Source organism: Heyndrickxia coagulans 36D1, from assembly GCF_000169195.2.
GTDB classification, from domain to species: Bacteria; Bacillota; Bacilli; order Bacillales; family Bacillaceae_C; genus Weizmannia; species Weizmannia faecalis.
In genome coordinates, this window is record NC_016023.1 from 2,378,266 (window position 1) to 2,401,659 (window position 23,394).

At 45.9% G+C, this 23,394-nt stretch carries 22 protein-coding genes; 14 read left to right on the plus strand and 8 right to left on the minus strand.

Annotated features, from left to right (window positions below):
• Positions 1–330 precede the first annotated feature (330 nt).
• From queG to yhbH, 5 genes are all read left to right on the plus strand, one after another.
• On the plus strand, positions 331–1,461 hold the full coding sequence (queG, locus tag BCOA_RS28370) for a tRNA epoxyqueuosine(34) reductase QueG (RefSeq protein ID WP_014097429.1): 1,131 nt from the start codon (positions 331–333) through the stop codon (positions 1,459–1,461).
• Positions 1,462–1,780: 319 nt separating this feature from the next.
• The gene (locus tag BCOA_RS28375) at positions 1,781–2,662 is read left to right on the plus strand and encodes an amidase domain-containing protein (RefSeq protein ID WP_014097430.1); all 882 of its coding nucleotides are present in this window, start codon (positions 1,781–1,783) and stop codon (positions 2,660–2,662) included.
• Positions 2,663–2,697: 35 nt separating this feature from the next.
• Positions 2,698–3,171 carry a tRNA (uridine(34)/cytosine(34)/5-carboxymethylaminomethyluridine(34)-2'-O)-methyltransferase TrmL gene (trmL, locus tag BCOA_RS28380; protein ID WP_026683962.1) on the plus strand — a complete coding sequence of 158 codons (474 nt, stop codon included), beginning with the start codon at positions 2,698–2,700 and terminating at the stop codon, positions 3,169–3,171.
• A 655-nt stretch (positions 3,172–3,826) separates the two neighbouring features.
• Positions 3,827–5,722: a PrkA family serine protein kinase gene (locus tag BCOA_RS28395; RefSeq protein WP_014097432.1), complete on the plus strand. Its 1,896-nt coding sequence runs from the start codon at positions 3,827–3,829 to the stop codon at positions 5,720–5,722.
• Between the two features lie 222 nt (positions 5,723–5,944).
• Entirely contained in the window at positions 5,945–7,111 is a 1,167-nt protein-coding gene (gene yhbH, locus BCOA_RS28400) for a sporulation protein YhbH (RefSeq protein WP_014097433.1), read from the plus strand.
• Positions 7,112–7,476: 365 nt separating this feature from the next.
• Here yhbH and BCOA_RS28405 read toward each other — a convergent pair whose 3' ends face one another.
• The 4 genes from BCOA_RS28405 to BCOA_RS28420 form a co-directional block, all read right to left on the minus strand.
• Positions 7,477–7,689: a hypothetical protein gene (locus tag BCOA_RS28405; RefSeq protein WP_014097434.1), complete on the minus strand. Its 213-nt coding sequence runs from the start codon at positions 7,687–7,689 to the stop codon at positions 7,477–7,479.
• Positions 7,690–7,721: 32 nt separating this feature from the next.
• On the minus strand, positions 7,722–8,282 hold the full coding sequence (locus BCOA_RS28410; RefSeq protein ID WP_014097435.1) for a GNAT family N-acetyltransferase: 561 nt from the start codon (positions 8,280–8,282) through the stop codon (positions 7,722–7,724).
• 129 nt (positions 8,283–8,411) lie between these two features.
• Complete coding sequence (locus tag BCOA_RS28415; RefSeq protein ID WP_014097436.1) at positions 8,412–9,410, minus strand: inorganic phosphate transporter; 999 nt, start codon at positions 9,408–9,410, stop codon at positions 8,412–8,414.
• Positions 9,411–9,422: 12 nt separating this feature from the next.
• Positions 9,423–10,043, minus strand: coding sequence for a DUF47 domain-containing protein (locus BCOA_RS28420; RefSeq protein WP_014097437.1), 621 nt, complete (start codon positions 10,041–10,043; stop codon positions 9,423–9,425).
• 337 nt (positions 10,044–10,380) lie between these two features.
• Between BCOA_RS28420 and BCOA_RS28425 the strand changes: the two genes are divergently transcribed.
• Positions 10,381–10,776 carry a YhcU family protein gene (locus tag BCOA_RS28425; protein WP_026104608.1) on the plus strand — a complete coding sequence of 132 codons (396 nt, stop codon included), beginning with the start codon at positions 10,381–10,383 and terminating at the stop codon, positions 10,774–10,776.
• Positions 10,777–10,837: 61 nt separating this feature from the next.
• Here BCOA_RS28425 and BCOA_RS28430 read toward each other — a convergent pair whose 3' ends face one another.
• Positions 10,838–11,320, minus strand: a complete 483-nt coding sequence (locus tag BCOA_RS28430) for a thioredoxin family protein (protein WP_014097439.1) — start codon at positions 11,318–11,320, stop codon at positions 10,838–10,840.
• A 19-nt stretch (positions 11,321–11,339) separates the two neighbouring features.
• The gene (locus BCOA_RS28435; protein WP_014097440.1) at positions 11,340–11,768 is read right to left on the minus strand and encodes a disulfide oxidoreductase; all 429 of its coding nucleotides are present in this window, start codon (positions 11,766–11,768) and stop codon (positions 11,340–11,342) included.
• A gap of 437 nt (positions 11,769–12,205) precedes the next feature.
• Between BCOA_RS28435 and BCOA_RS28440 the strand changes: the two genes are divergently transcribed.
• Positions 12,206–12,907, plus strand: coding sequence for an SGNH/GDSL hydrolase family protein (locus BCOA_RS28440; RefSeq protein ID WP_014097441.1), 702 nt, complete (start codon positions 12,206–12,208; stop codon positions 12,905–12,907).
• Between the two features lie 307 nt (positions 12,908–13,214).
• Complete coding sequence (locus tag BCOA_RS28445) at positions 13,215–14,198, plus strand: acyltransferase family protein (RefSeq protein ID WP_014097442.1); 984 nt, start codon at positions 13,215–13,217, stop codon at positions 14,196–14,198.
• 115 nt (positions 14,199–14,313) lie between these two features.
• On the opposite strand, the gene BCOA_RS28450 is transcribed toward BCOA_RS28445, so the two are convergent.
• Positions 14,314–15,723, minus strand: a complete 1,410-nt coding sequence (locus tag BCOA_RS28450; RefSeq protein ID WP_014097443.1) for a SpoVR family protein — start codon at positions 15,721–15,723, stop codon at positions 14,314–14,316.
• A 372-nt stretch (positions 15,724–16,095) separates the two neighbouring features.
• Here BCOA_RS28450 and BCOA_RS28460 point away from each other — a divergent pair, with 372 nt between their 5' ends.
• Positions 16,096–16,362 (plus strand): YhdB family protein, encoded by a 267-nt coding sequence (locus BCOA_RS28460; protein WP_014097445.1) that lies wholly within the window; start codon positions 16,096–16,098, stop codon positions 16,360–16,362.
• 79 nt (positions 16,363–16,441) lie between these two features.
• On the opposite strand, the gene corA is transcribed toward BCOA_RS28460, so the two are convergent.
• On the minus strand, positions 16,442–17,392 hold the full coding sequence (gene corA, locus BCOA_RS28465; protein WP_014097446.1) for a magnesium/cobalt transporter CorA: 951 nt from the start codon (positions 17,390–17,392) through the stop codon (positions 16,442–16,444).
• A gap of 273 nt (positions 17,393–17,665) precedes the next feature.
• On the opposite strand from corA, the gene BCOA_RS28475 reads away from it, so the two are divergent.
• From BCOA_RS28475 to BCOA_RS28495, 5 genes are all read left to right on the plus strand, one after another.
• A complete protein-coding gene (locus BCOA_RS28475) occupies positions 17,666–18,370 on the plus strand; it encodes a gamma-glutamyl-gamma-aminobutyrate hydrolase family protein (protein ID WP_014097447.1) in 705 nt (234 codons plus the stop codon).
• A 250-nt stretch (positions 18,371–18,620) separates the two neighbouring features.
• On the plus strand, positions 18,621–19,550 hold the full coding sequence (locus BCOA_RS28480; protein ID WP_014097448.1) for an ABC transporter permease: 930 nt from the start codon (positions 18,621–18,623) through the stop codon (positions 19,548–19,550).
• A 146-nt stretch (positions 19,551–19,696) separates the two neighbouring features.
• Positions 19,697–20,650, plus strand: coding sequence for an ABC transporter permease (locus tag BCOA_RS28485; RefSeq protein WP_014097449.1), 954 nt, complete (start codon positions 19,697–19,699; stop codon positions 20,648–20,650).
• 5 nt (positions 20,651–20,655) lie between these two features.
• A complete protein-coding gene (locus BCOA_RS28490) occupies positions 20,656–21,663 on the plus strand; it encodes an ABC transporter ATP-binding protein (protein ID WP_014097450.1) in 1,008 nt (335 codons plus the stop codon).
• Between the two features lie 97 nt (positions 21,664–21,760).
• Positions 21,761–23,371 (plus strand): peptide ABC transporter substrate-binding protein, encoded by a 1,611-nt coding sequence (locus tag BCOA_RS28495; RefSeq protein WP_014097451.1) that lies wholly within the window; start codon positions 21,761–21,763, stop codon positions 23,369–23,371.
• Positions 23,372–23,394: the final 23 nt, after the last annotated feature.

Here is a 23,394-nt window from a genome sequence, read left to right on the forward strand (position 1 = left end):
GTGGAAAATGTAACAGGGGTAACAGTTTTTTGATGGACGGATCCCCGCGTTTCTTTACAGAAGCGGATGTCTTTAATATAATGTTCATATCTTTTTGATGTATGTAAGAAGCAACGCAGTGTTTCACCCGGAGAGCGGGGGAGAATCCCTGCGTTTTTATTGTGACAATCATTTTTATAGTTGATGATGGCGCGTTTTTAATGGCAGCAATACGCATATTGCCGCTTGTTGCCGTACAAAAAGTCCTCGTCATGCAAATTGGTGGTCGGACTGAATGCAAAAACTTAAGTTCATTTTATATAAATTGTTTGTTTTTGGGGGAGGTGAATCATGGATACGGCCGAATTGAAAAAAGAAGTCATTGCCTTCAGCAAAACGATCGGAATCGACAAAATCGGGTTTGCTTCTCCAGACCCGTTTACGGAGTTGAAGCAGCGCCTGATCCGTCAACAGGAACTCGGCTACCAGTCCGGCTTTGAGGAAAAAGATATTGAAAAAAGGGTGAATCCTTCTTTAATTTTTGATTCGCCCCAGTCGATTATTGCCGTTGCGCTCGCCTACCCGTCCAAAATCAAGAATCCGCCGAAAGGGAAAAAAGGCGCACGCCGCGGGATCTTTTGCCGGGCTTCTTGGGGCGAGGACTATCACACCATCTTAAGGGACAAGCTTTCGAAACTGGAAGATTTTCTTAAAGAAAAAGTGGAAGGGGCCCGCTGCAAATCGATGGTCGATACAGGGGAACTCTCCGACCGGGCGGTAGCCGAGAGGGCCGGCATTGGCTGGAGCGGAAAAAATTGTTCGATCATCACACCGGAATTTGGTTCCTATGTGTACTTAGGCGAGATGATTACCAATATTCCGTTTGAACCGGATACACCTGTTGAGGACCAGTGCGGTGACTGCCGGAAATGCCTAGATGTCTGTCCGACCGGCGCGCTTGTTTCTGCCGGGCAGCTGAATGCCAAACGGTGCATCAGCTTTTTAACGCAGACAAAAGATTACTTGCCGGACGAGTTTAAAGGGAAAATCGGCAATCGCGTGTACGGTTGTGATTCGTGCCAGACAATCTGTCCGAAAAACAAAGGGATTGATTTTCATTTTCATGAGGAAATGGAGCCGGAACCGGAAGCGGCCAAGCCACTTCTGGAACCGATTCTCCGCCTCAGCAACCGCGCGTTTAAAGAACGGTTCGGCCATATGGCAGGATCGTGGCGCGGGAAAAAGCCGATCCAGCGAAACGCGATTATCGCGCTCGCCCATTTTAAGGAAGAAAGCGCAGTACCGGAGCTGATCCGAATTTTGCAGGAAGATCCGCGCCCGGTTATTCGCGGGACGGCAGGCTGGGCGCTTGGGAAAATCGGCGGGGAAGAAGCAAAAGCTGCACTTCTTTCCGCACGCGAACAGGAAGAAGATCCGGATGCCCGCAATGAAATCGAAAAAGGCCTTGCATTTTTCGATTAGACGTCCATCGCAGTGCACGCGGCATCAGCAGGAGAATGAAAATCAGCCGGTGCCTATTTCAGGATAAACTTTGATGCCGCTTCTTTCGTGGATACGGGTAAAAAATCGTCACATGGAACGGTACTGCGTCAAGAAAGCTCTAGGAATGTATCACGTTCCTTGATAACGGCTGCCGCTTTTTTATGTGCCAAAAGCAGCGCCAACGCAAATTTTCAGCAAAACAAAAGAATCTTTGCGTTTTCAAAAAGCACGAAAATATACAGATACTGATTTCCCCCATTTTTTCATCATATAGTGATGAAGAGAGGGGGTTTTCTGATTGAAAGAACAAATCCAGGCACATCTTGAAAACAGGCTTGCTCACTTTACCGGGCGAGGAACAGAGCGGGAATTTGAAGATATTGAACGAAAAAAGACGGGGCTTTCAAATCGGGATGCCCGGATTGTAAAGGTGAAAGCGGAAGCAAAAGTAACCCGGGCTGACCAGGAGGGAAGCCACAGCTTTCTTTATTATACGGTGCATATGCAGTATATGATCAAACAAAAAGCGGCTTTTTACATTGAAGAAGCAGTGGAGGAAAGAAAAGCATCTTTTTACGATGGAAGGCTTTATGAAGACGAGGAACTTGTGCCGGACATTCCGGAATGGTGCGGTCCTCTGCCGGATGATGAGGAGCAGAAAACTGGAGCAGCTGGCGGCGAACGGATCGCATACGTGTATGACCGCATGAAAGCTGTCCAGTATGCGGAAAAGTGGTGGAACCGTTTTAATCCGGCTTACAAATCGTTTACGGATGACTGCACGAACTATATCTCGCAATGCCTTCACGCCGGCGGGGCACCGATGCGCGGATACCCGGACAGGGCACAGGGCTGGTGGATGATGCACAATAACTGGAGTTACAGCTGGACGGTTGCACATTCGTTTAAGACATACCTGCAGTATTCTAAAACCGGTTTGCGCGCAAAGGAAGTTTCGTCACCGCAGGAGCTGAAGTACGGTGACGTCATTTGTATCGATTTCCAGGGGGACGGCCGGTTTGACCATACGCTCATTGTCACGGGTTATGATTATTACGGGATGCCGCTTGTGAATGCCCATACGACCAATAGCCGTAAACGGTACTGGACGTATGAAGACTCTTCCGCCTATACGCCGAATATCAAGTACAAGTTTTTTACCATTGAAGATGATAGTTGAGAAACGTGTTATAATAAGTCCCGAGGTGACAAATGTTGAGCTTGCATGTTGTATTGTACCAGCCGGAAATTCCCGCCAACACAGGCAATATTGCACGCACTTGCGCAGGGACCGGGACAACGCTCCATCTGATCCGCCCGCTCGGTTTTTCAACGGATGATAAAATGTTAAAAAGAGCCGGGCTGGATTATTGGAAGCATGTGAATATCGTCTATTATGATTCACTGGAAGAATTTTTTGAAAAAAATGCGGACGGCGAAGTATACTACATTGAGACGTTTGGCGAAAAGCCGTTTACGGATTTTGATTTCAGCGATCCGGACAAAAATTTATATTTCATGTTCGGCCGGGAAACCTCGGGGCTGCCGAATGACTTGATTGAAAAAAATAAGGACCGTTGCCTGCGTATTCCGATGACAGACAAAGTGCGGTCACTGAACCTTTCCAATACTGCCGCCATCCTTGTATATGAAGCGTTGCGGCAGCAGCAGTATCCGGGATTAAAATGACAAAGGGCCGGGCTGATTCATCGCCCGGCCCTTTCGTTTGCGGAAGCGCCAATGCCGGAAACGGCTCCGGATCATCCGGCCCGTGCTCACGAAAGATCCCGGTGAAAAATCCCTTCCGAATGTTTTAAGCTGCAATTTTTTCTAGGCCTTGCCCGCTCAAAATCCCTGCCATATGCCAGGCTGAATTTCTCCGGCCCTTTCGTGTGTGGAAGCGCCGATGCCGGAAAGGTCGGGATCACCCGGCCTTTTGCCCACGGAAGACTCCCGGTGCAAAAAAATCTTTGAGCAGCATTTTAATACTCCGGCTCTTGCTCGCGGAAGTTTTCCCCTTTGTCTTCGTATCCAGCCGTGAAAATGGCGGACAAGAATGAAATCGCTACCAATATAATAAGGAACGTTTTCACTTCGATATCCTCCCTGTTTTTCCTTCTTTGCCCCTCATTATAGCCCATTTCACTGAAAGATGCACCTATTTTCAATTTTTGAACGTACCTTATCCACCAGAATCTCCCTAAACGAAATTTTTCCTATTCGTTTTTCGCGTTTATCGCTGTCCGTTCGTCCCGAATAAGGTTGTCTCTTTTTATCATGTTCCCTCGCTTGGGGGCATAGATTATATAAACGTCTCTTCAACAAGACTAAGGGGAGGTACGAAATGGATATTCTGAGGAAACTCACAAACTACCGTGAAGAAGAGGAAAAACTGAGATGGGAAGGAACGTTCAGGGAGTATCTTGACTTGCTAAAAGAAAAGCCATGGGTTGCACAATCCGCTCATTCCCGAGTTTACAATATGATTAAGGATGCCGGTGTGGAGGAAGTGGACGGAGTAAAAAAATACCGTTTTTTCAGCCATCAATTATTCGGTTTGGAAGAGGCGCTTGAAAAATTGGTGGAAGAATATTTCCACCCGGCTGCGAAAAGGCTGGATGTCAGAAAACGGATTTTATTGTTGATGGGACCTGTAAGCGGCGGAAAATCGACGCTTGTGACAATGTTAAAACGGGGCCTTGAAGCGTATTCGCGGACTGAACAGGGCGCTGTATTTGCCATCAAAGGCTGCCCAATGCATGAAGATCCGCTTCACTTGATTCCGCAACATTTGCGGGCGGATTTTTACGAGGAATACGGTATCCGGATTGAAGGCAATTTGTCTCCTTTGAATATGCTGCGGCTGGAGGAAGAGTATGGCGGAAGGATTGAAGACGTGCTCGTTGAAAGGATCTTTTTTTCCGAAGACAAGCGGACGGGGATCGGCACGTTCAGCCCGTCGGATCCGAAATCGCAGGATATCGCGGATCTAACCGGCAGCATTGATTTTTCGACCATTGCCGAGTACGGTTCCGAATCGGATCCGCGCGCTTACCGTTTCGACGGCGAACTGAACAAGGCCAACCGCGGCATTATGGAATTTCAGGAAATGCTCAAATGCGATGAGAAATTTCTCTGGCATCTGTTGTCGCTGACGCAGGAAGGAAATTTTAAAGCAGGCCGGTTTGCGCTGATTTCTGCTGATGAATTGATCATCGCGCACACGAATGAGACCGAATACCGCTCTTTTATTGCCAATAAGAAAAACGAAGCTTTGCACTCACGGATTATTGTCATGCCGGTTCCGTATAATTTGCGGGTAACCGAGGAAGAGAAAATTTATGAAAAAATGATCCGGGAAAGCGATGTGGCGGATATTCATATCGCTCCGCATACGCTGAAAGTTGCGGCGATGTTTACCATTTTAACAAGGTTGCGCGAACCGAAGCGGGCGGATATCGATTTGCTTAAGAAAATGCGCTTGTATGACGGGATGGCAGTAGAGGGGTACAATTCACAGGATGTAAAGGAACTGAAAAATGAATACCAGGATGAAGGCATGTTCGGGATTGATCCGCGCTATGTCATCAACCGTATTTCCTCTACAATCATCAAAAAAGAAATGAAATCCATCAATGCCCTCGATGTGCTTCTGTCATTGAAGGAAGGGCTTGACCAGCATCCGTCGATTACCCCGGAATTGAAAGAGAAGTATTTGAATTTCATTTCTTTAGCGCGGAAAGAATACGATGAAATTGCCAAAAAAGAAGTGCAGAAAGCATTTGTATATTCGTATGAAGAATCGGCGAAAACGCTGATGGACAATTATCTCGACAATGTAGAAGCATTCTGCAACAAAGTGAAGCTGCATGATCCTTTAACAGGCGAAGAAATTAATCCGGATGAAAAACTGATGCGGTCGATCGAAGAACAGATCGGCATTTCGGAAAATGCGAAGAAAGCGTTCCGGGAAGAAATCCTCATCCGCATTTCGGCTTATGCGAGAAAAGGGAAACGGTTTGATTATAATTCACACGACCGGCTCCGTGAAGCCATCCAGAAAAAATTGTTTGCGGATTTAAAAGACGTTGTCAAGATTACAACATCCACAAAAACGCCGGATGAACAGCAGTTGAAGAAGATCAATGAAGTGGTGGCGCGTTTAATTGATGATTACGGCTATAATTCCACATCGGCCAATGAACTGCTGCGCTATGTCGGGAGCTTGCTGAACCGGTAATCCGGCAGCCGGAAGCCGGGCGATATCAGCCCGGTTTTTTCCTTATCCGGCTTTAGCCTGTTTCTAAAAGAAAAATGTCAAATATTCTGCCTTATTGCATAAGATAGAGTAATCTTAAATGTGATGATCCAAGTTTTTAAACGCCAAAATAGCATATGTTAGGATATCCGGTATGGTGACGGCGAAATTCTCGGCAAATTTTTCAAAAAAGGGAGGATGAGCATGGATAAACAGGATCAGAAGCATTTTGTTCTTTCACAGGAAGACTGGTCGCTCCACCGCAAAGGGCATGATGACCAGGTCCGCCATCAGGAAAAGGTCCAGGAAGCCATCCGCAACAATCTGCCCGACTTAATTACGGAAGAAAGCATCATTATGTCAGACGGCCGGGATGTTGTCAAAATACCGATCCGGTCATTGGACGAATATAAAATTCGCTATAATTATGATAAAAATAAACATGTCGGCCAGGGCCAGGGCGATTCCAAAGTCGGTGATATCATTGCACGCGACGGTTCCCCCGAGCAGGGACCGGGCAAAGGCCAGGGAGCAGGCGACCAGCCGGGAGAAGACTATTATGAAGCGGAAGTATCTCTGATGGAAATCGAGGAAGCATTGTTCAGCCAATTGGAACTGCCAAATCTTCAAAGGAAAGAGCGAGATGAGAACACGGTAGAGGCGATTGAGTTTAACGATATCCGGAAAACGGGGCTAATGGGCAATATTGATAAAAAACGGACGATGATGTCGGCGTTTAAAAGGAATGCGATGAATGGCAAACCGGCCTTTCACCCGATCGTGCCGGAAGATCTCAAATTCCGCACATGGAATGAAGTGGAAAAACCGGAATCAAAAGCGGTTGTCCTTGCGATGATGGATACAAGTGGAAGTATGGGGATATGGGAAAAGTATATGGCGCGCAGCTTTTTCTTCTGGATGACGCGTTTTTTGCGGACGAAATACGAGACCGTGGAAATTGAATTTATCGCCCACCATACAGAGGCAAAAGTCGTATCAGAGGAAGATTTCTTTTCAAAAGGGGAGTCCGGCGGCACGATCTGTTCATCGGCTTACCGGAAAGCGCTCAGCCTGATCAATGAAAAATATGACCCGTACCGCTTTAATATTTATCCTTTCCATTTTTCGGACGGCGACAACCTGACATCAGACAATGCGCGCTGCGTGAAACTTGTCCAGGAAATTATGAAAGTCTCGAATATGTTCTACTACGGGGAAGTGAACCAGTACAACCGCCATAGCACCCTCATGTCGGCCTATAAAAATATTAAAGATGAGAAATTTAAATATTACGTGCTGAAACAAAAAGCAGATGTTTTCCATGCGATGAAAAGTTTCTTTTCAAAGGAAGCAGACAAAGCTTTGGCATAAGAAGAAAGGGGCTGCACAACGGCTGATGCGGGCCCCTTATTTTTGCGGGTGCTGATAACGGGTGATTCACCTGATTCTGTGTGTGCCGCGTGCTGTGATCTCATAAGTTTTCTACCCATATCTTATATTTAGGGCTTGCTGAACGAATCCGACGCTGAGTTTGTGCCCAATTTATCTACAACATCTGTCTCAAAATATAGAAGAATCCTTTTGCGAAAAGGGGTGATTTGATCTTCTCCATACGTTGAATCGGATTTCACGTGCAGGCATTTCCCTGGATTTGTTGTAAAACCCATGCATTTAAATGGTGGCCAAAGCTGTCAGCAGCCTTGCCAAATCTAGGAATTTCACTTATTCAGCAAGCCCTATTTAAGAATGCCATCTTCCAAAAATTCTTCTGTATGAACAAGGTATGTTACATCCGGTAATCCACATAAAGCGTAGGAAAGGACACTTGCAACTTTCAAATCAGGCGTAATGAATCCTCTTCCTTCCCCCATATCACTAACACTGGAGAATCCTACTTCCTCAGCTTCCCAAAATGTATCATAAATTCTGTCGTCTATTGTCCATTCCATAGGGATATCTCCTTTCCTTCATGCTATGGCCGTTAAAAATGCTCTTCTCTTAAAATGGAATAGATTTTGAGATCCCAATGTTTTCCTTTTCTATAAACGGCTTTGCGCAAAGTGCCTTCATAGGTCATGCCGGCTTTTTCCATGACGCGGGCCGACGCGATATTTTCTGCAAAACAGCGGGCCTGGATGCGGATCAAATACATGTGTTCAAACCCGAAAGCAATCAGCTTTTTAGCGGCTTCTGTCATGATGCCTTTTCCCCAGTGCTCAGGAGAAAGGGCATAGCCAATCTCGGCCGTCCTTTCTTCCGGCTTCCACCATACAAAATCGACCGTCCCGATCAGCTTTCGTGTCTCTTTGTCTTCAATTCCCCAGGGGGCAATCTTGTGTTCGCGGTACTGGCTGAGCACAAAATTTATAAAATTTTTCGAATCGCGGACAGACCGGTGTGCATCCCACGTCACGTATTTTGCTACTTCACTTCTTGACGCATAGGAAAATAAATCGAGCACGTCATCCCGCTTGAGCTTTCTTAAAACAAGCCGGTCCGTTTCAAGCAGTGGCAAGTTCCGGTATATGTCTTCGATTCTCACATCTATCCCTCGCAGTTCTGAATGGTTTATTAAAAATGTATCATAAAATGGAAATTTTTCAATTGTCTATGTAAATTTCTTTTGCATATAAAAAGAGCATGCTTAACGCTGCTCTTTTTTCACCCCGTTTTACCAAAAAAGGTTTACAATATGATAAATCGCACCGGATAAAACGGCTGAAATCGGAAGGGTAATGACCCAAGTGATCACCATTCTTTTTGCAGTATCCCATTTGACCCCTTTAATTCGGTGGGCCGAACCAACCCCGAGAATGGAAGAAGAAATGACATGGGTGGTGCTGACCGGCAAGTGTATAAATGTTGCACCAAAAATAATGAAAGCTGAACTCAAGTCGGCTGCAACCCCGTTAATCGGCCGGATCTTCATAATATTGACGCCGACCGTTTTAATAATCCGCCAGCCGCCGATCGATGTCCCAAGCCCCATTGCCGCCGCACAACCGACCTGGACCCAGAATGGAATATGGTTCTCGGCAATATAATGGTTGGCAATCAAAGCCATTGTGATAATCCCCATCGATTTCTGGGCATCATTTGTCCCATGGGAGTAAGACTGGAGAGCGGCGGTGAAAATTTGGATCAGCCGGAAGTGTCGGTTCGTTTTCGCAAGCTTAAAATTCTGAAATGCAACTTTAAAAATGCTGTAAACCGTAAAACCGACCGTAAAAGCGAGGATCGGGGATAAAATTAAGGCTTCAATAATGCTGATAAAACCACGATATTCGATTACATGAAAACCTGACGAGGCAATCGCCGCGCCGGCAATGGATCCGATGATGGCATGGGAAGAACTGCTCGGAATGCCGAAATACCATGTAATCAAATTCCAAATAATCGCTGACATCAGTGAGGACAAAATGACCACCTGTCCGTTTGCAAGGGTGAACGGGTTTACAATACTTTCCGTAATGGTCTCGGCAACACCTGTAAAAGAAATGGCGCCGAGAAAATTCATAAGCGCGGCCATTACGATCGCATGCCGGGGTTTTAATGCTTTTGTCGAAACGGCCGTTGCAATCGCGTTAGCCGTGTCATGGAATCCATTGATGAAGTCGAATCCAAATCCAAAAATTACTATTAAGACAGTTAATACTAAAATGCTATCCATTCAGCAGACTCCTCACGCATTTTTCATGATAATCGTCTCTAAAATGTTGGCCACCGTCTGGCAGTAGTCGGCCACATCTTCCATCTTTTCATACAAATCCTTATATTTGATCAGGCGAATCGGGTCTTTTTCGTTTTGAAAGAGGTGAATTAATGATTTTCTTAAAATTTCGTCACAATGGAATTCAAATTCTTTAATTTTAATGGCATGCGGGCGGATCTTGTCGAGTTTTTTCGAAAAAAGGATGTCAATTGCTTTTTCAATTTCGTCGGTACAGCGGCGGATCATTTCAACAAATTCGACCATAAAATCGTCCGCCTGGTAAATATTGTACAGTTCAAATAATCCGGAAACTTCTTCAATGCCGTCCAGCACGTCATCGAGGCTGTTCGTTAGTGACAAAAGGTCTTCCCGTTCAATCGGGGTGATAAAGGCATCGTTCAGTTCCAGAATCATGTCATGGACGTAAGTATCCCCGGTCGTTTCGTATTCTTTCATTTTTTCAGTAAAAATTTTTAAATCGTCTTTATTATGGATTTTATAGTCGGCAAAGTAATTGGTGGCTTCCCGGAGGTTGGTCGAAATATGGCCAAACAGCACTGTAAACTTGTCTTTCTTGTTTTTAAATACCATGTAAGATCCTCCTCATATCCTTTTCATTATCAAACGTCTTTATTTTATCTGATTTCCTGCGAAGATAAAAGAAGAATGTCGAAAATAAAATTTTGTATACGGTTCCAATTTTCGACTTTCGTCAAAAAGCTAAAAACAGGTTGCTTTGTTGGAAGAAAGTCCGGCTATGAGGCTTGGGCTTTTGTCCCGCTTTTTCAGAAAAAATCCAATCTTTTTAGGGGGCAGGGCCATGGTCACATTTACCATACTTTTTTCCCGTTTTCCTATGCTATGCTGTACTTATATTGCGCCTATGATTTGGCTTACATATGGATTTTTCAAAAAGGGTGGGACTGCTGTGAAGATCGTTTATGCTGCTACGGAAGAACAGATGGATAAGATCGCGGAATTGGTCCGCCATATGTTTACAGAAGTATTTCCTGATTACTTTACGGATGAGGAGATCACCGCATTCCAGCGCGACAGGGTGCTTGCCCTGCCGGATGACCCAACAGAACAAATCGGCACTTTAAAAGCAGGGTATCAGATGATTGCCAGTCTGCAGACCATCATTTCCATTTTGGAAACGGAAGAGAATAAGCGGGACGAGCATTACGCCGGCCTGTTTGAATTTAATAAATTTACGCTTGAACAGTTTGGTTTGCATTTTCCTTTTTCGTTTTCCCATTTTCAGAAGAAGCATACGGATACGTTCAGTATGTTTAAAAAAGCAGCCAATCGCCTGCTTGTGTAAAAAATAATGCCCGGAAAAACCGGGCATTATTTTTTTGAGGGTTCCTTGCAAGCACGCAGCCTTATTTTTTTACATGTGCTTTAAACCATTGGCGGAACTCCTGTTTTGTATGCTCTCCGACAAGGCGTGCGGCTTCTTTGCCGTTTTTGTAATGGACGATCGTCGGTGTCGCTTTGATTTTGTAGTCATCCCAGCCGCTTTCGAATTCAGTCAGGTTAAATTCCTTCAAATCGATGCCCATATCTTTCGCGAGCGGTGATACAACAGGCGTCGTCCGTTTGCAATGCGGGCAGGTCGGCATGAAATAATAAACGGTGACATCTTTGCCGGATTTTAAATCACGGTTCAGTTCTTTTGGCAAAATAATATTCTGGTAAAGAGGGTCATCCAGCTGGTCACGCGTTTCCGCCGATAATTTGCTTACACTTTTTGCGGGTGCATACGGATTGTTTTTCGCCTGCTGGGATTGCTTATACTTTGTGATTCCGGCAATCCCGCCAAAAACAATGAGAACAATGGCCAAAAAAAGGATAATTTTTTTCATGATAATCCTCCAGTTGTGTTTACTTGGAAGTGCCAGCCTGCTTCCAAACGATGAGACTTGAAATAAAAATCAGGACAAATGCTGTGAGAGCCAAAAAGGGGATGGTGATAAAGCCGAACCAGTTGATGTATTCCGCCGTACAGGGGATGCGGCCGCATGCAGGAAGCCTGTCCGAAAAAAAAGCAAGTTTTTGCAGACAGTAATGGTAAAGTGACACACACATGCCGATTCCGGACAAAACAGCGGTATAAAGCGACATGCGGGTATCTTTCCTGGCAACGGCCATCCCGATCAGGACCGTCATTGGATACATGAGAATGCGCTGGTACCAGCACAGTTCGCACGGTTCATACCCCTTAATTTCCGAAAAATAAAGACTGCCGAGCGTAGCAACGACCGAAACCGCCCAGGCAAAAAACCAAATCTCTTCCCTCCGTCCTCTACTCAATCCCTTACCTCCTTCATCAATCCCTTCCTTGTAAATTATAGTATCCATCCCAAAAAATGAAAAGCGGAGGCGACTGTTCAGCCTGGCGACTGTTCCGGCCGGAATAGACATGCGCTTCATGATGGACGGGTTATTCCACTCGATGGGCTAGGAGCAACAGCCGGACAAAGAAAGGCGGAGGCGACTGTACAGCGGCGTACGGATTTTATCGTCTTCGGCCGAGCGAAAGGAAACACGATGAATCGTCGCCCGCCTATCGTAGGAGAGGGGACTGGAAATTCACAAGCCGACAGCCCCCGCACCTGGACAATGAGAAGCGGAGAGCGTTCGCCCGCGGGCAGTACAATCACTTGTCGAATAAGCCCGGCAAGTTTACAATAAAATATGTCTATCATTCTGACTTTTTGCATGATTATGCATTCAAGGGAGGGCCTCAAATGAAAATTGTTTGTTTCGGGGATAGTATTACAAGAGGTGTCACTTGTATAAAAGGAAGGCTCCGGATTTTAAAAGACAATTATCCCACAGTACTTCAGCAGTATTTTGGTGACAGCAGCACAGAGATTGTTAATAAAGGCGTGTTCAATGATAATTCCGACCTGCTTGTTCGGCGTCTCGACAAGGATGTGATCGGCGAGCATCCCCATGCCGTGCTGATCTGTATTGGCGGTAATGACTGCAATTTCAAATGGAACGAAGTAGCAGAGAAACCGGATGATACGCATGTCCCGGTTGTACCCCTTGAGCGATATGCGAACAATATCAGGCATCTAGTCAAAACCGTAAAAGAACAGGGCATTACGCCCATTTTGCTGACGCTCCCGCCGCTTGACCCGAAACGCTACTACCAGTCCATCAGTGCACGCTTTGGGAAAAGCATCGGCCACTGGATCGGATTGTCGGGCGGTATTGAACACTGGCACGGCCAATATAACAGGTGCCTGAAAAAACTCATCAACCAGTTGAACGTCCCGGCCATTGATGTCCGGACAGCGATCAAAAAAGCCGGTGACCTGAAGGACTTGATCAGTGATGATGGCATCCATTTAACAGCAGAAGGTTATAAAGTAATGGCGAAAACAATTTACACGGATTTAACTGCGCAATTTGCCGGGCAAAAAGCCGGGAGCGGAATTTAAGCAATACAAGCAGGCAAGAGGGGTTTCCGGCGGTTTGACCGAACGTCACAGATGCTGCCCGCCCCTTGCACAAAACAAACCAACCATATTTGTGATCAAAAAGGCCGGTGACCGGCCTTTTTGCAATGCTGTTAAAAATCTTCATGGTTTAAATAAATTTTTACCGTTTTGTAATATAAAGTTTGTATAATAGGAACCGCAGGGTTTCCTGCATGAATATTGATTCATTTTCCCGTACAGGGGGTATAGAAAACGGAAGACGTCGACATCGCAATACTTGCTGTACAACAGGAACGGGGGATGGCAGATGTCAGCAGGAAAAAGAAATTCGTATTTTGACAATGCAAAATTTATTCTGATTTATCTTGTCGTTCTCGGGCATCTGATCAGCCCGTTTAAAACCGAAGACAATTTCCTCTTTACGCTGTATACCGTCATTTTCCTGTTTCATATGCCAGCATTTATTCTTATTTCAGGCTATTTTTCAAAAGGATACCGAAAAAAAGGCCATATTTCAAAATCCTTTAAAAAGATTTTGGTCCCGTATTTCATTTTTCAATGTATTTATTCCGTTTATTATTACTATACAGGCGAAGAATCGCACCTGACAGTAAATTTTCTGAAACCGCACTGGACATTATGGTTTTTGCTGAGCTTGTTTTTTTGGAACCTTTTGCTCCATCTGTTTGCCCGCTTCCACTTTTTCGGTCTCGCGGCTGCGGCGGCGCTCGGCATAGGGATTGGCTACTGGGATGAGGCCGGAAGTTTTCTGAGCCTCTCCCGCACGTTCGTATTTTTTCCGTATTTTCTGCTCGGATTTTTGCTGGAAGGGAAGCATTTGCAAAAAATGCGCAATATACCTTACGCGCCGGCAGCCGGCATTTTGATTTTGTGTGCCGTCACGCTTGCAACCGGCCAGTTTTTCCCGAAAGATGCTGTGCCGTGGCTCCTTGGCGATACCTCTTACGCCGGCATGGGGATGGAATATTGGTTTAGCGGGCTAATCCGGCTGGTACAATATGCTGTCACGCTGCTTGTTATTCTCGGGTTCTTCCTGTTAATCCCGAGCAAAGGGTACAAGTGGACAAAAATCGGCGAGCGCACGCTTTATGTGTATTTGCTGCACGGTTTTATCATTAAGACAATAGAAGCAGCCGCTTCCCCCAATGTGCTTGACTGGCTGGCGGGCAATTACCTGTTGCTGATTGTTTTTTCACTTGGCATCTGTTTATTTCTCGGCAGTTACTATATCCGGAAATTTACAAGGCCGATTATTGAACTCCGGTTGTAGAAAAAATAAAATAGCTAAAAAGCGGCGGAAAATCAAATGGTTTTTCGCCGCTTTTTGGTATGCTGCGTCCCAATCATGAAAGCTGTTTTTTTATTGAGCGGAGGGCTCGTGTTTTTTACATGTATTTCCGTTGCACGCTTCTTCCGTCATAAGAGAAGACAATCGGCTTTTCTTCCACAACCGTTTCGAGGTGGACATTTCTGCCCCATAACTGGTAAAGGTAGGGCAGCACTTTTTCCAGGTATTTTAAATCAAGTTCAATATCTTCATACCAGTGTTTAATATACAATTCCCCGTTTTTCCGGTAGTCTCCGTCCGTAACGGTCAAATATGGGAAACCGCCGTTTACCCGCATGCTGACAAGCTGGTCGCGTACATGTTCCCACTCTTTGTCCACCACTTTATAGTCCCGCCCCTGTTTTTGGAACAAATACATATCTTCCCTTGTGGCCAGTTCTTTTGTCAAGTAATTGCGCAGAAATGAAATATCGCTTTCAATTTCGCGCACTTCGAATATTTTTTCACGCCCGGTCCCAGGCCGTATGCCCCGTTTTTTCATTTCTTCCGTCGGGTTGTTCCAGCGTTCTTCAATATCTTCAAAAATTTTGATTCCCAAATAATACGGATTGATGCCGGTTTTGGACGGCTGGACAACGCCCGCATTCAGTTTCGCATATTCAATTGCTTCATCTGTTGTCAAATCAAGTTCGCGCATGATCCGCTGATGCCAGAAAGAGGCCCACCCTTCATTCATGATTTTTGTCTCGAGCTGCGGCCAGAAATAGAGCATTTCTTCGCGGATCATGGTCATAATGTCACGCTGCCATTCCGTCAATTCCCGGCTGTATTGTTCAATAAAAAGGACAATATCTTTTTCCGGCTGTGGCGGGAACTTTTTCGTTTTTTTCACTGCTTTTTGTTCCGGCTTTTTCTCATCAAGCGACCATAATTCATCATAAGGTCCCTCTTTGCGTTTCGGTTCCTCATCCCATTCTTCCGCGTCTTCCATGCTCCAGTTCAATTTCGGCCGCATGAGCGACGGGTCGATATGCTCTTCAATTGCAAGCACGGCATCAATAAATTGCTCCACTTCCTTTTTACCGTATTTCAGCTCATATGCCCGGATTCTTTCCGCCGTTGCAGACATGCTCTCCACCATATCACGCTTCGTGTTTTGAAAACGGACATTGTTTTTGAAAAAATCACAATGCGCCAAAACATGCGCCACAATCAGCTTGTTTTGAACAAGCGTGTTGGAATCCAGCAAAAAGGCGTAGCACGGATCGGAATTGATGACAAGCTCATAAATTTTACTCAGCCCGAGATCATACTGTAACTTCATTTTGAAAAACTGCTTACCGAAACTCCAGTGCGAAAACCTGGTCGGCATGCCGTAAGCGCCAAAAGTATAAATAATATCCGCCGGGCAGATTTCGTAGCGCATCGGGTAAAAGTCAAGCCCAAAACCGGACGCGATTTCCGTTATCTCATCAATCGCATATTGCAGGCTTTCATGATCACGCATGAAATGTTCCTCCCTTTAAAAGTCACCCTTTTTTCCAATGTATGAATGAAAGGGAAAAAACATGAGGACACAAAGAAGGATTTTCGCATGATCACGAGAAATGAAACAGCCCGCGCACGAGCAGGCGACAAAGCACTGGAAATCACCCGTTATTTCCGGTAAAAAAGATCCGAATGATTCTGACCCGGCTGCATAAAAGCTTGCCACGGGCTGAAAACCAGCAAAATGCATTCCAAATGATAACAGCCTTTTGTTTTCCCTCCAGGCAAGTTTTTCAGCGCGCAAAATCAGGAAAAACACATACAATAATGTTGACTCCTTTTATTAGGATTTGCTTTTTTCAAGCAAATGCACAAGAAAGGGGGAGCCGGGATGAATCCCATTGATTATGACCGCGCTTTATATTACACACACCGCTCGCAATGGGATAATTTGCTGATTTTGATGGTGCGGACGAAAGATGATTTTCTTTCCAAAAAAATTGAGCATGTCTTACATGCTTATCATTTTTCGCATGACTATAACGTAATTGAAAGATGCCTGTTTGCGCTGCACCGCTATATTGACCATGCCAACGAAATGGCGGACCGGAGCGGGGCGGAACCGGGTTTTGTGTACCAAAGCGGAGGCCATGCCTGAAAAAGGCGCCTCCGCTTTTTTGCTTTGCACCTTGTTCCAGTCCTGCTTTATTCTGGGCGGATGCGGGGTGTTTGCAAATTCATTTCAGCCAGCCTTTTTTGAAAAACCAGTAAGTCATGCCGGCGCCGATCAGAAACATGACAATAAGGGTAGCGAAATAACCGTATTTCCATTCCAGTTCGGGCATATATTTGAAATTCATGCCGTACACCCCTGCAATAAAAGTTAAAGGCATAAAAATCGTAGTGAAAATGGTAAGAATCTTCATTACCCGGTTCGTTTGGTGTGAGTTTAAAGACAAATAACTGTCCCGGATATCGGTCGTAAACTCACGATTGGACTCCACCATCCCGGATAGTTTCAGCAAGTGGTCATGGATATCATGAAAATACGCGCGTTTTTCCTGAATGCCTGGAATCGTATGGGAATTCAGCATCCGGTACACAAGATCCGTCATCGGCATAATCGTATTCCTTAACACAAGCAAATCATGCCTCGTTGAATACAGGCTTGTAAGCAGATCCTCCATCGATTCATTTTTTGAGTTATCTTCAATTTCATTCAGACGGTCTTCAATCTTATACAAATAAGGAAAATATTGATCGACAATCTTGTCCAGTACTTCATAAAGAATAATGGCCGGCCCCCATTTGCCCGGTTTATCCGTTTTTTTCAGCTTATCCCGCACTTCGCTGATTTCTTTTGACGGGAGATGGTGAAAGGTCACGGCAAAATGCTCCCCGAGAAACAGGTTCAATTCTTCTTTCTGCAGCCTGTCGGGATTCAGGCTTTGGAATACAAAAAAGACATGGTCTTCGTAATCATTCAGTTTCGGCCGTTGCAGCTTATGAATACAGTCTTCGATGGCCAGCGGATGGAAACCGAGCGGATGGCGCAGTTTTAATATTTCTTCTTGTGAAGGCTGGTCGAAATCAATCCAATACCATTTCCAGCTGGTCCCTTCCAATTCTTCAATGGAAGCGGGGGCTTTCAGTACATTTTCTTTTGTCATCGCCATAATATGTATCATAAAAAGGCACATCCTTTTCACATGAGGTTTGCCAATCGTCCGTTTAGCATTATTTTACTATGTCGCAGACGGCCTTGCATTAAATCAAAATGAAAGGCAATTCGCTCGTCTTTTTTTCGGGATAACGGGCGCGAAAAAAGAAGGGCATCCGCGATATCGAAAGCAGCAAGAACATAAACGTCACGGCCATTCACGCTGGGCCTGGCAGAAAAACCGGGCGCAAAGACAGGCGCCCGTGCTGTTGATACAAAAAATGCGAAAGGATGATGAAAAATGAAACCGGTGATCGGCATTACATGCAGTGCCAATCAGACTTCCCAGTATTTGGCTGATGACTACATCAAGGCTGTCCGCATGGCGGGCGGCGTCCCGGTATTGCTTCCGGCCGGCGGTGAAGCGGACATCCCTTTATTATTGTCCAAAACGGACGGAATTCTGCTTTCCGGGGGAGGTGATGTAGATCCATCCTGGTTCGGGGAAGAGCCGGTTCCGGGGCTCGGTGAAATTGAGCCCGGCCGCGATGCATTTGAGATTGCGCTATGCCGGTTTGCGATTCAGGCGGATGTGCCGATTCTCGCCATTTGCAGGGGCATCCAGATTCTCGCTGTTGCATCCGGCGGGGATATGTTCCAGGATATTTACAGCCAGGGAAAACCCCCGCTGTTGCAGCACAAACAGCGGGCCGCCCGTTCCCATCTTTCCCACACGGTCCATGTTTTGCCGGGAAGTTTACTGGAAAAATGGGCCGGAAGCGAAACGATGAAAGTAAACTCTTTTCATCACCAGGCAGTCCGGACCGTGAAAGCGCCGCTTATGGTTTCTGCTCGTGCGCCTGATGGAATCATTGAAGCGGTGGAAAATCGCAATGCCCGTTTTATGATTGGCGTTCAGTGGCATCCTGAAGCTTTGGCCGCCATAAAGGATCCTGTTTCCTTGAAAATATTTTCCGCCTTTATCGCTTCCTGTAAAACCGTTTAGTCCGTTTGCTGTTATGAAATGCTTGCCTCCTCGTATTTTTTAAACCGGAAAATTTGCAGGCGCTTGCTTAACTCCTGTCTTCTACCGGTGGAGAACAAGAAAAAATAAAAGCGCTTCCTGTATTCCGAAAATATTGCTATTGTGGAATTAAAATAAATATTGAACGCTATTGAATTTTTCGTCTATTTATTTAATAATAAAAATATACCACAACAGTATGCCCATTTTAAACGTGAGAAGGTGTCTGCGTATGGCAAAGTATGTACTCAAAAGGCTTGCCGCCATGGTTGTCACACTGTGGGTGATCACCACCCTGACTTTTATCATGATGCAGGCCATTCCGGGATCGCCTTTTAACCAAGAACGCAATACATCCGAAGCCGTGCAAAGAAATATGGAGGCGCAGTACCATCTGGATCAGCCGGTTTATATCCAGTATTTGTATTATGTGAAATCCATTCTTTTATTTGATTACGGCCCGTCCATCAAACAGCCGTCCCAGACGGTAAACGACATGCTGGGCAGGGGCTTTCCGGTTTCATTCGAACTTGGTATGACAGCACTTCTGGTTGCAGTTTTATCCGGCATCGTGCTTGGCGTTTTTGCTGCATTAAAACATAACGGCATCATCGACTATCTGGCGATGACCATCGCCGTGCTTGGCATCTCGATTCCGAACTTTATTCTGGCAACGATGTTAATCCAGGAGTTTGCGGTCAATCTGAAAATCCTGCCGGCTGCAACGTGGACATCCCCGGCGCATATGATCCTGCCAACTGCCGCCTTGGCAGTCAGCCCGATGGCCATCATCGCCCGCCTGACAAGGTCAAGCCTATTGGAAGTGCTGACGCAGGATTACATCAAAACCGCCCGTGCAAAAGGTCTTTCTCCTGTTAAAATTATCATCAAACATGCCCTCAGAAATGCGCTGATGCCGGTTATTACCATTTTAGGGACATTGACGGCGAGCATTTTGACGGGAAGCTTTGTCATTGAAAAAATATTCTCCATTCCGGGCATGGGAAAGTATTTTGTCGAAAGCATCAATAATCGGGATTATCCTGTCATCATGGGGACAACCGTATTTTACAGCATTTTTTTGATTATTATGCTGTTTCTCGTGGATATCGCGTACGGCATTCTCGATCCGCGGATCAAATTACATAAAAAAGAACAGTGAGCCCTGGTTTCGAAAAGAAGCAGCCCGGCTTTACATAAGTATCGGGCCTTGGCTTTTCGTAACACAAGGTGCAGGCGAGCAAAAACAACCATCGTCCCGATTCACAAAATCTGGTGCATAAAATAGAGCAATAAGGGGTGGACATCTTGCAAACAGCCAATCAGGATAGAGTGGATACCATTTCAGAGATTCCGGATGAATGGTTTGTCCCGAAAAAGAAAGAAGCCGGAATGCAGGAAGCCGTTGTCAGGCCGGGCATATCATACTGGCATGATGTATGGAACCGGCTTGCCAAAAATAAGCTCGCGATGCTCGGCCTTGTCGTGCTGATTCTTTTGATCATGATGGCCATCATCGGCCCGCTGATTGCACCTGAAAGCGTGACGAAACTGTCACTAACGAACCAGAATTTGCCGCCCTCCAAGGAGCATTGGTTCGGGACCGACCAGCTCGGGCGCGATATGTTTTCAAGAACATGGTATGGCGCGCGTATTTCGCTGTTTGTCGGGTTTATGGCGGCTATCATTGAATTTTTCATTGGGGTGATATACGGCGGTATTGCAGGTTACAAAGGCGGTCGCACCGACCAAGTGATGATGCGGATTATTGAAGTGCTGTACGGCCTTCCTTATTTGCTTGTTGTGATCTTGTTGATGGTTGTGATGGGGCCGGGGCTCGGCACAATTATTGTTGCGCTTACCGTAACAGGATGGGTCGGCATGGCCAGGATTGTCCGCGGCCAGGTATTACAGATAAAAAACTATGAATTTGTAATGGCCTCCAAAACGTTCGGCACCAAAACGTCACGGATCATCCGCAAACACCTGCTCCCCAATACAATGGGCCCAATTATTGTCCAAATGACGCTGACCGTGCCAAGTGCCATTTTCAGTGAAGCATTCCTCAGTTTTTTAGGATTGGGGGTTCAGGCGCCGCATGCGAGCTGGGGCGTGATGGCGGATGACGGGTTGTCGGCGATTTTAACGGGCGAGTGGTGGCGCTTATTTTTCCCGGCATTCTTTATTTCGCTGACGATGTTCGCATTTAATGTGCTTGGCGACGGGCTGCAGGATGCGCTCGATCCGAAGCTGAGGAGGTGACGGAAATGAACAAGATTCTGGAAGTGGAAGACCTGCACGTTTCGTTTTCGACATACGGCGGAACGGTGCAGGCTGTGCGCGGGGTGAACTTTTATTTAAACAAAGGCGAGACGCTTGCCATTGTCGGTGAATCCGGATGCGGCAAAAGCGTGACATCGCAAGCGATCCTCAAGCTTCTTCCCAATAATAATGTGAAACAATTAAGCGGCTCGATCCACTTTAAAGGAACGGATATTTTAAAATACAGCGAAAAGCAAATGCGGAAAATCCGTGGGGCGGAAATCTCCATGATCTTCCAGGATCCGATGACAGGTCTGAACCCAACTTTATCCATCGGGAACCAGTTGCTTGAAGCGGTTCAGGAGCATCAAAATCTATCCCGCGAGGCAGCGAAAAAAACGGTCATTGACATGTTGCACATGGTCGGCATTCCGAGCCCGCATGAACGGTTAAAACAATACCCGCACCAGTTCAGCGGCGGCATGCGCCAACGGATCATGATTGCGATGGCTTTGATTTGCAATCCGGAGATCATTATCGCGGACGAACCGACTACTGCTTTGGATGTCACCATTCAAGCGCAGATTTTTGAACTGTTTAAGAAAATCCAGCGGGAGACGGGCGTATCCATTATTTTGATCACGCACGACCTCGGTGTTGTGGCCCAGGTTGCCGACCGGATAGCGGTGATGTATGCCGGTAAGATTGTCGAAACCGGCACAAGAGAAGAAATCTTTTATCATCCGGAACACCCTTATACAAAAGGATTGCTAAACTCGGTCCCAAGGCTTGATATGGAAGAGGAAGAACTGATTCCGATTCCCGGTACGCCGCCGGATTTATTTGCGCCGCCTCCCGGTTGCCCGTTTACGGCGAGATGCCCAATGGCAATGGAAGTATGCAGCCGTGTGGAACCTTTTCGCACGAAAAAATCAGCTTCCCATCAGGTTTATTGTTGGCTGCAGGACGAACGGGCAAAATTTGCGTTTTCAACTACGGGTGTACGCCTGTAGATGAAATAGAAAACAGGCATTTACGGCGCCCGGATACTGCAAGGGGGACAAACGGGTCAGGGCTGCCCGCAATGCGGAAAAGAAAAGGGGGAAATGTATGAAGAAATTTTGGAGTATGATTGTCAGTTTGGCGCTTATTGCTTCGCTTGCTGCCTGTACGAGCCAGTCAAGCTCAAAAAACAGTCCGGGTGGAAGCAGCAAAGAAAAGGTATTAAATTTAAACAATGGGTCTGAGCCCACCTCATTTGACCCGCCAATCGGGTTCGATTCCGTTTCATGGAATGCACTGAACAATTTAATGGAAGGGCTTGTCCGCCTCGGCAAAGACAATAAGCCGCACCCTGCGATTGCAAAAAGCTGGGATGTCACAAATGGAGGCAAGACGTATACGTTCCACCTCCGGGACAATGCAAAATGGTCAAATGGGGATCCGGTGACAGCGGGTGATTTTGAATATGCGTGGAAAAGAATGCTCGACCCGAAAACTGCTTCGCCTGCCGCATTTTTAGGATACTTTATTGAAGGCGGGGAGGCGTATAACACCGGAAAAGGATCAAAAGACGGCGTCAAAGTGAAAGCGGCCGATGACAAAACACTGGAAGTCACGTTAACCGGGCCGCAATCTTATTTTCTGAACGTCATCGCAAACCCTGCTTTCTTCCCGATCAACGAGAAAGTGGCAGAAAAAAATCCGAAATGGTTTGCAGAAGCGAAAACGTATGTTTCGAACGGGCCGTTTAAGCTCACAGAATGGAAACACGATGATCATTTCATCATGGAAAAAAATGAAAACTATTGGGATGCCAAAAATGTAAAACTTGATAAAGTGAAATGGGCGGAGGTTGACGATCCGAACACTGAATACCAAATGTACCAAAACGGGGAACTGGATGTTTCAGATGTTCCAGCAGATATGGCAGCCCGGCTGTTTAAGGAAGGAAAAGTGAAAGTAGAGGACCAGGCCGGCACTTATTTTTACCGGTTTAATGTCAATAAAGAACCGTTCCAGAATAAAAATATCCGGAAAGCATTCGCGATGGCCATTGACCAGAAACAAATTGTCAAATATGTCACAAAAAATGATGAAAAGCCGGCTTACGGTTTTGTTTCTTACGGGTTTACCGAACCTGACGGCAACGACTTCCGGAAAAAAGGCGGCAATTTGTATACTTCAAATGCAAAAGAAGCGAAAACCCTCCTGAAAAAGGGAATGCAAGAAGAGGGGTATACGAAACTGCCTGAGGTCACCCTCACTTACAGCACGGACCCGGTTCATAAAAAAATTGCTGAAACAATCCAACAGATGCTAAAAGAAAATCTCGGCATCCAGGTAAAACTTGCCAATATGGAATGGAATGTCTTCCAGGCTGAGCAGAAAAAATTGAAATTCCAATTGTCCCGCAGTTCATTCCTTGCTGATTACGGGGATCCGATTAACTTCCTCGAAAGCTTCACAACCGGGCAAGCGATGAACAGGACTGGATGGGGCAATAAGAAATATGACCAGTTGATCCAGCAGGCAAAAAATGAAACCAATGAAACGAAACGTTACGAGCTGATGCACGAAGCGGAAAAAATTCTGTTTGACGACATGCCGATCTTCCCGCTCTATTTTTACAACCAGGTATTTTTGCAAAAAGATCATGTAACAGGCATTGTCCGCCACCCTGTCGGCTATCTTGAACTGAAATGGGCCAATGTAAAATAATGTTCTGTTTTTGGCAGGGGACG